The sequence below is a fragment of the Streptomyces sp. NPDC059564 genome (genome assembly GCF_042735575.1).
Taxonomy (GTDB): Bacteria; Actinomycetota; Actinomycetes; order Streptomycetales; family Streptomycetaceae; genus Streptomyces.
Genome location: NZ_JBHWBP010000215.1, coordinates 1 through 13,013, shown reverse-complemented (window position 1 = coordinate 13,013; position 13,013 = coordinate 1). Strand labels below are relative to the sequence as shown.

Here is a 13,013-nt window from a genome sequence, read left to right as displayed (position 1 = left end):
CCACCGAGGTGGCCCGGATACCCGACTGGGCGGAGTCGATCGTCGTCGACCGGCGGAGCCGGATGTTCGTCACCGCGTACTACACCGGCCGGGTCTACCGGATCGACGCCCCGGGCGCCGAGCCCTTCGCGCTGACCGGGAACGTCGGCGCCAACGGCGGGATCGTCGTCCGCGACGACGGGATGCTCCTCGTCGGCACGGGCAACGACATCGCGCACTCCGTGACGGGCGGCCTCCTCCCGGTCTCGGAGCTGCTGCTCGTCGACCCGGACTCCGGCCGGGTGCGTACGTACGCCTCGGGGCTGGGCGGCATCGACGGCGTCGCCCTCGCGCCCGACGGCACCGTCTACACCACCACCCTGGGCGGCCGGACCATCGGCCGCGTCACCCCGGACGGGCGGGTGGACCCCGCCTGGGCCCGGGTCGGGCAGCCCAACGGGATCGCGGTGTCCCCGGACGGCTCCGAGGTCTACGTCGTCCAGACCACCGTGGCCCCCGGCCTGTACCGGATCCCCGTCGGGGACCCGGCCCACCCGCGGCGCTGGATCTCCGCCGCTCCCTCCGACGCCCTCGCCCTGCCCGACGGGCTCACGCTCGACGGCCGCGGGCGCCCGCTGATCGCCACCCACGCGTCGGGGCAGATCTGGCGGGCCGAGGGAGGGAGCCTGTGCGCCGTGGAGTCGGGCATGCACCTGTCCACGCAGATCACCTACGGGCACGGCGACCGGGGCTTCCCGGCGGGCAGGCTCTACCGCTCGGGCGTCGACGGCCGGATCTACGAAGTCCCCGCGGGCGCCGACCCGTCGGCCGCCCGGTAGCCGCGCGGCCGTGCCGCGGCCGCCCGTCGGCGGGGTCACGAGGCGCGGCCGTAGCGGACGTCCCCGCTCCAGATCCGTTCCAGCCGGACGCGGGTGCCGGGCCGGGGGGCGTGCCAGATCTTGTCGTCCCCGGCGTAGATGCCCACGTGCCCCATGGTCGACCCGTCGGGGAAGAACACCAGGTCGCCCGGGGCCCGTTTGCTCCGGGGGATGTGGTCGGTGTCCTCGTACTGCTGCTCCGCCGTGCGGGGCAGCGGGCGGCCGGCCTTGCGGAAGGAGTAGAGCGTCAGGCCGGAGCAGTCGAAGCGGGCGGGGCCGGTCGCGCCGTGCGCGTAGGGGGCGCCTTCCTTGGAGGCGGCCACGACCACGGCCTTGGCGCCGTAGGACGGGGCGGCGTCGGCGGGGGCGGCGGGGCCGGCGATGGTGCCGGCGGTCAGCAGGAGGAGGAGCAGGAGGGCGCGGGGAGCGCGGGAGCCGGCGGTGCGGCGGACGGGCCGGTGCGTCGTGCGGAAACTACGGGAGTCGGTCCTGGATGCGTGCATCGGGGTACCTCCGCGTTCGGGTGCGGGCAGCGGTCGGTCGAATACCGGTGGAAGGTCGTCCTGCTTTCGGTGACGTGGGATCCCTGCGTCTGACGGCCGTCAGTTTTCTCCGATGCCCCACGCGTTTCAGCTCTGGGGCAGGGCTCGCGCCGTATCGGTTCTGCAAAATGTCCGCGAAGCGAAGGGAAAATCTTCGGGCATTGGCGTGCAGATCGTGACGCGGCGCATGTAAGGCCGTGTGGGCGCGGCAGTTCGTGATAACGCGCCGGTCCGCCGTGACCCCGGGCGCGAATTTCCGCTTCTCACGGTGGAGTTCGTGTCCTTCGTGACCCGGCCCGCAGAGGCGGGCCGCACCGCGGTCCTGCCCTGCCCGCGCGGCCGGAATCGCTGAAATACACTGGTCAGGTGACTGATACCGCCCTGCCCCCCTGCCCCGAGTGCTCCGGCGCCTACACCTACGAGATGGGTGCGCTCCTCGTCTGCCCCGAGTGCGGACACGAGTGGCCGGCGGCTTCCGGCGAGTGGGCCGAGGCCCCCGCCGAGCGGGTGGTCAAGGACTCGGTCGGCAACGTGCTGGCCGACGGCGACACCGTGACCGTCGTCAAGGGCCTCAAGGTCAAGGGCAGCGCGAGCGGCATCAAGGCGGGCACCAAGGTGCGCAACATCCGCCTCGTCGACGGCGTCGACGGCCACGACATCGACTGCAAGATCGAGGGGTTCGGCGCGATGCAGCTCAAGTCCAGCGTGGTCAGGAAGGGCTGACCCGCCGCAGGTGTGAAGGACCGGCCCCGGGGCCGCCGCGCGCGCCCGCGGGGCCTACGCGCGCTGCTCGAAGGTGAGGTCGCGGGCCGAGTCGAGCGCGGTCGCCAGAGCGCCGAGCAGCACCGCGTCGTCGCCGAGTTCGCTGCCGACCAGGGGCGTGCGCAGCGGGGAGATGCCGCGCAGGGTGTCCTGGATCGGCCGCAGCAGCAGATCGCTGCTGTGGCCGATGCCGCCGCCCAGCACGACCAGGTCGGGGTCGAACAGGGCCGTGACCGCGGCGACCGCGTGCGCCAGCCGGCCGCCCTCCAGTTCCACGGCGCGCAGGGCCGCCGCGTCCCCCGAGCGGGCGGCCTCGAAGACGCGCTCCGCGGTCGGCGCGCCCTTCATCCCGAAGGCGCGCGCCGCCTCGGCGACGGCCTGCCCCGAGGCCACGCTCTCCAGCGTCTCGGGCCGGTCCTCCCGGCCGCCCGCGGGGCCCGGCACCCCGAGCCAGGGGATGAGACCGATCTCGCCCGCACCGCCGTGCGCGCCCCGGAACAGCCGGCCCTCGTTGACGACGCCGACCCCCAGCCCGGTCCCGACCAGCAGGTACACGAAGAGCCGGCTGCCCGCCCCGACGCCGAAGGTGTACTCGCCCAGGGCCGCGAGGTTGGCGTCGTTGTGCACGGTCAGGGGCACTCCGAGCCCCTGGCGGATCCGGTCGAACAGCCCCGCCTTCCCCCAGCCCGGCAGGTTGCGGGCGTGGCGTACCTGCCCGGTCTCCTCGTCGTAGACCCCCGGAGTCCCGACGACCGCGTGCGCGACCTTGTCCGCCGAGGCCCCCGACTCCAGGACCACCTCCCGGCTGGTGGCCACGACCAGGTCGGCGATGGCCCCCGAGCTGCGGGCGCGGTTGCGGACGTCGCGGCGCGCGACGACGGAGCCCGCCAGATCGGCGACCGCCACGCGCAGCCAGGACCGCCCGATGTCGATGCCGAGGGCGTACCCGGCGGTCGGGTCGGGCTCGTAGAGGACGGCGGTGCGCCCGCGTTCGGGGGAGATCAGGCCCGCCTCGCGCACCAGGCCCGACTGTTCCAGGGAGGCCAGCGCGCTGGACACCGTCGGCTTCGACAGGCCGGTCAGGCGCGCGAGTTCGGCGCGCGAGGTGGCGCCCTTGTCCCTCAGCCGGTCGAGCAGCAGCCGTTCGTTGGTGCTGCGCAGGCGCGGGAGGCTCCAGGGCTGTTCGATGCGCTCGTCTCTGCTGGTCACCGGGCCATTGTCGAGTATCGGGCCGGGGTCGATCCGGCTGACCCCTGGGCCGGACCTCTTGACGCATCAAGTAAAGATTCTTAACTTGGGCACGCCCGGGGCCGAGGTCGACTTCCCGCCAGTGGTGCATCGGCTCCCTCCCTCCCGCCTGCCTCGCCATCGGAGGACCCCGTGTCCGCAGCCCCGCCACCGACCGGTGGTTTCGTCCGCCGCCTCGGCCTGTTCCAGGCCACCGCCATCAACATGAGCCAGATGTGCGGCATCGGTCCCTTCGTCACCATCCCCCTCATGGTGGCGGCCTTCGGTGGCCCCCAGGCCGTCATCGGCTTCATCGCCGGCGCGCTGCTCGCGCTCGCCGACGGGCTCATCTGGGCCGAGCTCGGCGCGTCGATGCCGGGCTCCGGCGGTTCGTACGTCTACCTCCGCCAGGCGTTCCAGTACCGCACCGGGCGGCTGATGCCGTTCCTGTTCGTCTGGACGGCCATGCTCTTCATCCCGCTGATCATGTCCACGGGCGTCGTCGGCTTCGTCCAGTACCTGGGCTACCTCGCGCCCGGCCTCGGGCAGGGCGGGGGAGACCTCGTCGGCCTGGGCGTCATCGCGCTGGTGGTCCTGCTGCTGTGGCGCGGCATCGAGCACATCGCGAAGATCACCGCCGTGATGTGGGTCGTGATGATCGCCGCCGTGGCCCTGGTGATCGTCGCCGCCTTCACCCACTTCGACGCCGGCCTCGCCTTCGACTACCCCGAAGGCGCCTTCTCCTTCACCGGAACCGCCTTCTGGACCGGCTTCGCCGCCGGTCTGACCATCGGCATCTACGACTACCTCGGCTACAACACCACCGCCTACATGGGCGCCGAGATCAAGGACCCCGGCCGCACCCTGCCGCGTTCCATCGTCTTCTCGATCCTCGGCATCATGGCGATCTACCTGCTCCTCCAGGTGGGCACCCTCGGAGTCGTCGACTGGCACCGGATGCTCGACCCGGACGACATCGCCTCCACCTCCGTCGCCTCCGCCGTCCTGGAGGAGACCTGGGGCGAGGGCGCCGCGAACGTGGTGACCGTACTGATCCTCGTCACGGCCTTCGCCTCCGTCTTCGCCGGACTCCTCGGCGGCTCCCGGGTGCCCTACGACGCCGCCCGCGACCGGGTGTTCTTCCGCCCCTTCGGCAAGCTCCACCCGCGCCACGGCTTCCCCGTGCTGGGCCTCGCGACCATGGGCGTCGTCACCGCGGGCGGCTTCCTGATCGGACGGCACACCGACCTCGCCACCCTCATCCAGCTCCTCACCACCGTGATGGTGCTCGTCCAGGCACTCGCGCAGATCGCCGCCGTGACGGTGCTGCGCCGCCGCCGGCCCGACATGAAGCGCCCGTACCGGATGTGGCTGTACCCGCTGCCCTCCGTCGTGGCCCTGGCCGGCTGGGTGGTGATCTACGGGTACGCGGACCGGAACGCCCCCGGGCGGCATCCGATCGAATGGTCCCTGGCCTGGGTCGCCCTGGGCTGCGCGGCCTTCTTCCTGTGGGCCCGGCGCGAGAAGGTCTGGCCCTTCGGCCCCCGCGAAATCCGCGAGGACCACACGGCGGACCCTGAATCCGAACCCGTCCCCGTCAGCCCCTGAACCACCCCGCGGGCGTCTTTCCGTCCGGTCCCGGCACGCGCCGGGGCCGGACGGTTCCCTTCGTGTCCGACGGACCCTCAGGCCCGGTCCAGCAGGCGGCGCAGCAGGGCGGCGAGGACGTCGCGTTCGGGATCGGTGAGGGGCGCGAAGGAGTCGGCCAGTACGCGTTCCGCGATCGCGGAGCCCGCGACCCGTACGGCGCGCCCGTGCTCCGTGAGGCGGTGGCGCACGGCCCGGCCCGGGCCGGGGGCCCGCTCGATCAGCCCGCGGTCGGTCATCCGCTTGGCCAGGGTGCCGAAGGCCTGGTCCGTCTGGAACGTCAGCTGCGCCAGGTCGTGCAGCGAGGCGTCGGGGTTCTGGTCGAGGTGGCGCAGCGCGTCCCACTGCACCAGGCTCACGCCGAGCTCCTGCAGGGCGGCGTTGAGGGTGTGGTGGTGACGGTTCTGCAGCCGTTTGACGGACTGGCCGAGTTCTTGGAGGGAAGTGCTCACCGGGCGATGCTAACGCTCCGAACAAGGTTGTTTATATCAACATGCTGATCTAAGGTTGTTGATATGACTCGCCTCCTGCTGAACGCCCCCGTCCCCTGCGAACTGTCCTTCACCCGGCGCGGCGCCGGCCGCCCGTACCTCCTGCTGCACGGCGGCGCCGGACCTCAGTCCGTCGAAGCCTTCGCCGAGCTGCTCGCCTCCGACGGCCGCACCGAAGTGATCACCCCGACCCACCCGGGATTCGGCGGAACCGACCGGCCGGAAGGCCTCGACGGCATGGGCGGTCTCGCCGCGCTCTACGGGGAACTCCTCGACCGCCTCCACCTGCGGGACGTCACCGTCATCGGGAACTCGATCGGCGGCTGGACCGCCGCCGAACTCGCCCTGCTCCACAGCCCCCGCGTCCGCGCGGTCGTCCTCGTCGACGCCGTCGGCATCGAGGTCGACGGCGAACCGGTGGCCGACGTCTTCGCCCTGTCGCCGCAGGAACTCTCCCGGCTCAGCCGCCACCGCCCCCTCGCGCCGGAAGCCGCCCCGGCCCCGCCCACACCGCAGCAGCGCGCGGCCATGGCGGGCAACCGGGACGCCCTCGCCGTCTACGGCGGCGGTCCGTCCATGACCGACCCGCACCTGCGCGACCGGCTCGCGGCCGTCACCGTACCCGCGCTCGTGCTGTGGGGGGAGAGCGACGGGATCGTCACCCCCGCCTACGGCCGCGCCTACGCCGCCGCCATCCCGGGAGCCCGCTTCGCCCTGCTCCCGGGCGCGGGCCACCTCCCCCAACTCGAAACCCCGGACCGGCTGCACGCCGAGATCGACCGGTTCACCGCGAACCTCTGACGGACGGTCTGCGGCGTCCGGCCTCAGTCCAGCGCCGGATGGACCTCGGGGTGGGCGTCCCACCAGGCCTGGTGGAAGGCGTTGTTGCCGACGTCGGCCACGTAGGCGCGGGCCGCCGCCCGGTAGAGGAGTTCCGCCTGCCGGGCCGAGAGCGCCGCCCGGCTCCAGGCGAGGCGGATCCGGCCGGTGACGGGTGACCCGGCGAGCGGGCGCATCACCGTACCCGCGGCCGCCGGAGCGGTGGGCTGGCTCAGGGAGACGGCCCGGCCCGCGGCGATGAGGTCGTGGTGCATCTTCCGGTCGGTGATCCGGTAGCGCAGCAGCGGGCTGAAACCGGCCTTCGCGCAGGCCGCCACCAGGGCCTCCGGGCCGCCGTCGTCGTCCTCCACGAGCGTCATCCACGGCTCGTCGGCGAGGTCGGTGAGGTCGATGAGGTCCAGCGCCGCGAGCGGATGCTGCGCCGACAGCCGGATGCAGAACGGTTCCTTCGGGATCAGGGTCCGCGCGAGGACCCCCTCCGGGAGCGGCACCTCGTGGTCGTTGACCTCCCCGAAGACGATGGCGTCGTAGCGGCCGGCGCCCAGCATCCGGGCCAGCGCGGTCACCGAGTCCTCCAGGTCCACGGTGATCTCCCGCCCCGACATGGACAGGTCGGTCTGGGCGAGGAGCCCGTCGAGTAGGACCAGCAGGATGCAGCCGAGCCGCAGGGGTGCGCCCGGGGCCAGCGCGCGGGCCTCGGCGCCGAGCGCGTCCATCTCGCTGAGCACCCGGCGGGCCTTGGTCAGCACGAACTGGCCGAGCGCGGTGGGCTCCACGCCGTTGCGGCCGCGTACGAAGAGCTCCCCGCCGGTGACCGCCTCGATGCGGCGCAGCTGCGCCGAGAGCGCGGGCTGGGACACCCCGAGCCTGCGCGCCGCGCCCCCCAGACTGCCCGCTTCCGCTATCCGGCAGACGGCTTGCAGATGCCTCAACTCCAGCTGCATCCGGGCAGCGTACGCAGCCTCCCGCCGCCGCACCATAACGCGCGCCTTATGCCTGCCGGGATGTCCCAATCTCGTCATGTCCACGCTCATACTCGGCGGCGAACGAGCACTCACCCCCCACGAACGGAGTGGACGTTGCACCCCACCAGATGGACGGCGAGCGTGGCGGCCATGGCGCTGACCGCGAGCCTCGCCTGCGCCCTGACCGGGACGGCGTCGGCCGCCCAGCAGCGGCAGCCCGGACCGTCCGCGCAGGACACCCCCGCCGCGCGGGCCGTCGCCGCCGCCGACCGCGCCGTCACCAGCGGTCTCGACTCCCTGGTCAACTCCTCGCAGGAACAGTACGAACGACGCCTCGTCACGCCCTGGCTGCGGGACCTCTTCTCGGTCGCGTACGAGCGCAGCTACCGCGGCCTCCCCGTCGTCGGCGGCGACGCCGTCGTCCTCGCCGACGGTGCGGGCAAGGTGCGCGCCCTGCAGTCCGCCTCCTCCGTCCGCATCGACGTCGCGACCCGCCCCACGGTCAGCGCGAAGGACGCCGAGACCACGGCGCGGACCCGGCTCGCGAAGGTCGACAAGGCCGAGGCCGGCCGCCTCGTGGTCCGCCTCAAGGACGACAAGCCGGTCCTGGCCTGGGAGACCGTCCTGACCGGCCGGACGAGCACGGCGCCCAGCAGGCTCCACGTCTTCGTGGACGCCCGCACCGGATCCGTCGTCGACACCTACGACGACGTGGTCGCCGGCACCGGCAACAGCAAGTGGAACGGCCCCGGCCCGGTCACCATCGACACCACCGCCTCGGGCTCCACGTACAGCCTGCGCGACCCGAACCGCGCCGGGCTCAGCTGCGCCGACTACAGCAGCGGCAGCGTCTTCTCGAAGTCCTCCGACGCCTGGGGCACCGGCAACCCCACCAGCAAAGAGACCGGCTGCGTGGACCTGATGTTCGCCGCCCAGAAGCAGTGGGACATGCTCGGCCAGTGGCTGGGCCGCAACGGCGTCAGCGGCAACGGCCGCAGCTTCCCCGGCAAGGTCGGCCTCGGCGACCTCAACGCCTACTGGGACGGCAGCTCCGTCACCATCGGGCACAACAGCGCCAACGAATGGATCGCCGGCCTCGACGTGGTGGCCCACGAGTACGGGCACGCCATCGACAGCAACACCCCCGGCGGCACCAGCGGCCAGGAAGCCGGACTCGGCGAGGGCACCGGCGACATCTTCGGCGCGCTGACCGAGGCGTACGTCAACGAACCGTCCCCGTACGACACTCCGGACTACACCGTCGGCGAGGTCATCAACCTCCAGGGCCGGGGCCCCATCCGCAACATGTACAACCCGCCGGCCGTCAACAACGACCCCGCCTGCTACAGCTCCGCCATACCGGGCACCGAGGTGCACGCCGCCGCCGGCCCGCTCAACCACTGGTTCTACCTGCTCGCCGAGGGCACCAACCCCGGCGGCGGCAAGCCCGGCAGCAGCACCTGCAACCAGAGCACCCTGACCGGCGTCGGCGTCCAGAACGCCGGAAAGATCTTCTACGGCGGCATGCTGCTCAAGACCAGCAGCATGTCCTACAAGAAGTACCGCACGGCGACGCTCAGTTCAGCCAAGTCGCTCGACACCACCTGCGACCTCTTCACCAGGACCAAGGCCGCCTGGGACGCCATCAGCGTCCCCGCCCAGGCCGGTGACCCCACCTGCACCCCGAGCGGCCAGAACGGCGACTTCACCCTCGCACTGGACCCGTCCTCCGGCACCGTCCAGCAGGGCGCGTCCGTCACCACCCGGGTGAACACCGCCACCTCCACCGGCAGCGCCCAGCAGGTCGCCCTCACCGCCACCGGCCTCCCGGCCGGGGTGAGCGCCTCCTTCAACCCGGCGACCGTACAGTCCGGCCAGTCCTCCGTACTGACCCTGACCGCCACGGCCAACGCGGCTCCCGGCGCCTCCACCGTCGTCATCAAGGGACAGGGCGCCACCCTCTCCCACACCGTCGACTACGTGCTCAACGTCGGCGGGACCACGCCCGGCACCGATCCGCCGAACATCGACGTGGCCGCCGTACAGGCCCACCTGACCCAGCTGAACACCATCGCCTCCCAGAACGGCGGCAACCGGCGCGCCGGCAGCGGCGGCCACACCCAGTCCCTGGCCTACATCAAGGGCAAGCTGACCGCCGCCGGTTTCACCGTCACCGAGCAGAACTGCTCCTCCTGCACCTACCCGTCCAACAACCTCATCGCGGACTGGCCCGGCGGCCCCGAGGACCAGACCCTCATGTTCGGCGCCCACCTCGACAGCGTCTCGGCCGGCCCCGGCATCAACGACAACGGCTCGGGCTCCGCGACCCTGCTGGAGAACGCCCTCGTCCTCGCCCAGAAGAACCCGACGATGACCAAGCACGTCCGCTTCGCCTGGTGGACGGACGAGGAACAGGGCCTCAACGGCTCCACGTTCTACGTGAACCAGCTCGGCAGCGCCCAGCGCGCCGCCATCAAGGGCTACTACAACTTCGACATGGTCGGCTCGCCCAACGGCGGCTACTTCATCAACAACGTCAACTCCACGACCGCCGCCCCCCTGAAGGCGTACTGGACCTCCCTCGGCCTCGCCCCCGAGGAGAACACCGAGGGCCAGGGCCGCAGCGACGACTACTCCTTCCAGCAGGCCGGCATCCCCACCTCCGGCTACGCGGCCGGAGCCAGCGCCCGCAAGACCGCCCAGCAGGCCACCAAGTGGGGCGGCACCGCGAACGCCGCCTACGACTCCTGCTACCACAGCTCCTGCGACACCACGAACAACATCAGCGCCACCGTGCTGGACCGCAGCGCCGACGGCGTCGCGTACACGGTGTGGAAGCAGGCCGTCGGCGGGCAGACCCCCGCACAGGACTTCTCCCTCGCCACCAGCCCCGCCGCGGGCAGCGCCGCCCCCGGCGGCTCCGCCACCTCCACCGTCAACACCACCACCGTCAGCGGCGCCCCGCAGACCGTCGCCCTGACCGTCTCCGGCGCCCCGGCCGGCGTGAGCGCCACGCTCAGCCCCGCCTCCGTACAGTCCGGCAGCTCCTCCACCCTGTCCGTCCAGGTCGGCGCCAACACCGTGCCCGGCACCTACACCCTGACGGTCACCGGCTCCGGCACCGTCAGCCACACCACCACCTACACCCTGACCGTCAGCGGAGGCGGCGGCTGCACCCCGCGCCAGATCGTGGCCAACGGCGGGTTCGAGAACGGCAGCAGCCCCTGGAACGCGACCGCGGGCGTCATCACCAACCAGGCCGGTGAGGCCCCGCACTCCGGCTCCTCCATGGCGTGGCTCAACGGCTGGGGATCCTCCCACTCCGACAGCGCCGCGCAATCGCTGGCGATCCCGGCCGGCTGCTCCTCGTACCAGCTGTCGTTCTTCCTGCACATCGACACCGACGAGACCGAGAACGTGGTCTACGACCGCTTCACCGTCGCCGTGGGCGGCCAGACCCTGGAGACCCTCTCCAACGTCGACGCCAACGCCGGATACGTCCAGAAGTCCTACGACCTCTCCCGGTTCGCCGGGCAGACCGTCACCCTGCAGTTCCTCGGCACGGAGGACCAGTCGCTCCAGACCTCCTACGTCGTGGACGACGTCGCCCTCCAGGTGAGCTGAGCCCGGACGCGGCAAGCCCGCCCGGCCGCCCCCACCCGGGGGAGGCCGGGCGGGCCCGTGCCCGGGCTGCTGTCCCGGTCCGGCGGAGGGACCCTGATACGGGGACCGCGAGCGAGGAGCCGGGCGGTCGGAGTCTCGATGGGTACGCAGACGCACGACGGCCGGGGCGCGGGCCGGGGCGACAGCCCGGGTGACGGCGCGCGGCACACGCCACCGTCCCGCGCCACCGCCCTCGCACAGGCTTTCGCCCGCCTGCGGACCGGCACCGATCCCCTGGCCGCCGCGGCCCGCCGGGCCGTCCGCGTCACCCTGGCCGCCTGCACCGGCTTCTACGTGTTCCTGTACGCCCTGGACCGCCAGGTCAGCGCCACCTACGCCCTCTTCTCGGCGATCTCCGTGGCCGCCCTCGCCCGCATCCCGGGCACCGGCCGGCAGCGGGCCGCCGTGATCGCACGGCTCCTGCCCGTCGGCTGCGTCCTGGTCACCATCGGCACCTTCCTCGCCGTCCGCACCTGGACCGCCGTCGCGGGAACCCTGGTCATCGGTTTCTGCCTGGCCTTCATCGCGGCCGCCGGCCCCCGCCCCGCGGGCGCGTCCCCCGGACTCCAGCTGCTCTACATCCTGCCCTGCTTCCCCCCGTACGCCCCGGACACGCTCGGCGAACGGCTGGCCGGCACCGTCGTGGGGATGGTGCTGGCCGTGCTGGCCGAGGCCTTCGTGCTGCCCGACCCCCGCGTGCCCACCTACCGGGAGCGGGCCGCGGCCGCCGCCCGCACCGCCGCCCGCTGCGCCGCCGCCCTGTACGAACCGCCCTACGCCCTGCCCCAGGACGCCGTCCGGCAGGCCACGGCCGCCGGTGAGGCCGTACGCCCCTCCCGGGTCCCCGAAGCGGAGCGCCCGGCCGGTCCCGACCTGCGCGAGCGCGCGCTGTCCCACACCGGACTGGCCGTACGCACCCTCCTGGCCCGGCTGCGGGTCCTGCCCGCCCCCGGCCCCGGCGCCCCGCCCGACCCCACCGGCCTGGCCCTGCTCCGCGCGGTGGAGGGCTCCGCCCGGGAGACGGCCGCCCTGCTCGCGCCGCGGGGCGCGCCCGCCCCCGCCGCGGACGCCGCCCCGGCGCTGGGCGCGGCCCGGGAGCGGAGCGCCGCCCTGGTGCCCCCCGTCCCCGCCGACCGCATGCGCCACGCCGCCCTGGTGGAGATCGCCGACGCCGCCCTGGTCCTGGGCCGGGCGGCCGACATCGCCGTCCTGGGGCGACGGGCCGTACCGGACACCGACGAGGGCCGCTTCTGGTACGCGACGCCGTCCACGGCCCGCCTCTGGTGGACCCGCCTCGCGGGACACGCCGGGCCGAGGTCCGTGTACTTCCAGAACGCCGTACGGATCAGCCTGGCGCTCGCCGTGGCCCGTACGGTGGCCGGACTGGACACCCTGCCGCACGGCTTCTGGGCGATGCTCGCGGTCCTGTCCCTGACCCGCACCACGGCCGTCCAGACCCGGGCCACCGTACGCGCCGCCCTCACCGGGACCCTCGTGGGCGCCTTCGCCGCCGGAGTCGTCCTCGCCTTCGCGGCCGGGTCGACCACGCCGTACGTGATCCTGCTGCCGCCGCTGATGCTGGCCGCGTTCTGCATCGGCCCGGTGCGGGGCGTGGGCTGGACGCAGGCGCTGTTCACGCTCGTCGTCGCCATGGCCTTCGCCCAGCTGACCCCCACCACCTGGCAGATCGCCGAGGTCCGCTTCCTCGACGTGCTCATCGGCAGCGTCATCGGCATCACCTGCGGACTCCTCGCCTGGCCGAAGGGCGCCCACGACGAACTCGGCCGCTCCGTGGCCACACTGCTCAGGAGCGCCGCCGACGAGGTCACCGCCACCACGCGCGCCGTGACGGCGGGCGCGGGAGCACCGCCCGCCGTCCGCGCCGACAAGGACGTCCAGCACGCGCTGCTCCTCGCCGAGACGGCCTACGCCCAGTACCAGGGGGAGGCCCAGCACCCGACGGGCCCCAGCCCGGACTGGCACAGCGCCCTCATGGCGGGCCACCACGTGCTCTGGGGC

10 protein-coding genes are annotated in these 13,013 nt (G+C 73.1%); 6 read left to right on the top strand and 4 right to left on the bottom strand.

From position 1 onward, the window contains the following. Window positions 1–818, top strand: an 818-nt coding sequence (locus ACFV0Q_RS28230; protein WP_385009176.1) for an SMP-30/gluconolactonase/LRE family protein, incomplete at its 5' end; no start/stop codon positions are given. 35 nt (window positions 819–853) lie between these two features. Here the strand turns inward: ACFV0Q_RS28230 and ACFV0Q_RS28225 are convergent. Next, on the bottom strand, window positions 854–1,360 hold the full coding sequence (locus tag ACFV0Q_RS28225) for a C40 family peptidase (protein WP_385009175.1): 507 nt from the start codon (window positions 1,358–1,360) through the stop codon (window positions 854–856). A 405-nt stretch (window positions 1,361–1,765) separates the two neighbouring features. Between ACFV0Q_RS28225 and ACFV0Q_RS28220 the strand changes: the two genes are divergently transcribed. Beyond that, window positions 1,766–2,122: a zinc ribbon domain-containing protein YjdM gene (locus ACFV0Q_RS28220; RefSeq protein ID WP_385009174.1), complete on the top strand. Its 357-nt coding sequence runs from the start codon at window positions 1,766–1,768 to the stop codon at window positions 2,120–2,122. Between the two features lie 54 nt (window positions 2,123–2,176). Here the strand turns inward: ACFV0Q_RS28220 and ACFV0Q_RS28215 are convergent, their stop codons facing one another. Further along, window positions 2,177–3,370, bottom strand: a complete 1,194-nt coding sequence (locus ACFV0Q_RS28215) for an ROK family protein (protein WP_385009173.1) — start codon at window positions 3,368–3,370, stop codon at window positions 2,177–2,179. 171 nt (window positions 3,371–3,541) lie between these two features. On the opposite strand from ACFV0Q_RS28215, the gene ACFV0Q_RS28210 reads away from it, so the two are divergent. After that, window positions 3,542–4,996 carry an APC family permease gene (locus tag ACFV0Q_RS28210; protein WP_385009172.1) on the top strand — a complete coding sequence of 485 codons (1,455 nt, stop codon included), beginning with the start codon at window positions 3,542–3,544 and terminating at the stop codon, window positions 4,994–4,996. Between the two features lie 77 nt (window positions 4,997–5,073). Here the strand turns inward: ACFV0Q_RS28210 and ACFV0Q_RS28205 are convergent, their stop codons facing one another. Beyond that, window positions 5,074–5,487: a MarR family winged helix-turn-helix transcriptional regulator gene (locus ACFV0Q_RS28205; protein ID WP_385009171.1), complete on the bottom strand. Its 414-nt coding sequence runs from the start codon at window positions 5,485–5,487 to the stop codon at window positions 5,074–5,076. A 63-nt stretch (window positions 5,488–5,550) separates the two neighbouring features. On the opposite strand from ACFV0Q_RS28205, the gene ACFV0Q_RS28200 reads away from it, so the two are divergent. Beyond that, window positions 5,551–6,327, top strand: coding sequence for an alpha/beta fold hydrolase (locus tag ACFV0Q_RS28200; RefSeq protein WP_385009170.1), 777 nt, complete (start codon window positions 5,551–5,553; stop codon window positions 6,325–6,327). Window positions 6,328–6,350: 23 nt separating this feature from the next. Here ACFV0Q_RS28200 and ACFV0Q_RS28195 read toward each other — a convergent pair whose 3' ends face one another. After that, window positions 6,351–7,310, bottom strand: a complete 960-nt coding sequence (locus ACFV0Q_RS28195) for a LysR family transcriptional regulator (RefSeq protein WP_385009169.1) — start codon at window positions 7,308–7,310, stop codon at window positions 6,351–6,353. A gap of 171 nt (window positions 7,311–7,481) precedes the next feature. Between ACFV0Q_RS28195 and ACFV0Q_RS28190 the strand changes: the two genes are divergently transcribed. Continuing rightward, complete coding sequence (locus tag ACFV0Q_RS28190; RefSeq protein WP_385009177.1) at window positions 7,482–10,955, top strand: M28 family peptidase; 3,474 nt, start codon at window positions 7,482–7,484, stop codon at window positions 10,953–10,955. A 138-nt stretch (window positions 10,956–11,093) separates the two neighbouring features. Further along, window positions 11,094–13,013 (top strand): FUSC family protein (locus ACFV0Q_RS28185; RefSeq protein ID WP_385009168.1); only part of this gene is annotated, 1,920 nt, incomplete at its 3' end.

What these genes read in the sequence shown, in the direction of transcription:
- ACFV0Q_RS28225 (WP_385009175.1), bottom strand. Translation starts at nt 1,360, where the DNA reads ATGCACGCATCCAGGACCGACTCCCGTAGTTTCCGCACGACGCACCGG.
- ACFV0Q_RS28200 (WP_385009170.1), top strand. Translation starts at nt 5,551, where the DNA reads ATGACTCGCCTCCTGCTGAACGCCCCCGTCCCCTGCGAACTGTCCTTC.
- ACFV0Q_RS28195 (WP_385009169.1), bottom strand. Translation starts at nt 7,310, where the DNA reads ATGCAGCTGGAGTTGAGGCATCTGCAAGCCGTCTGCCGGATAGCGGAA.
- ACFV0Q_RS28190 (WP_385009177.1), top strand. Translation starts at nt 7,482, where the DNA reads ATGGCGCTGACCGCGAGCCTCGCCTGCGCCCTGACCGGGACGGCGTCG.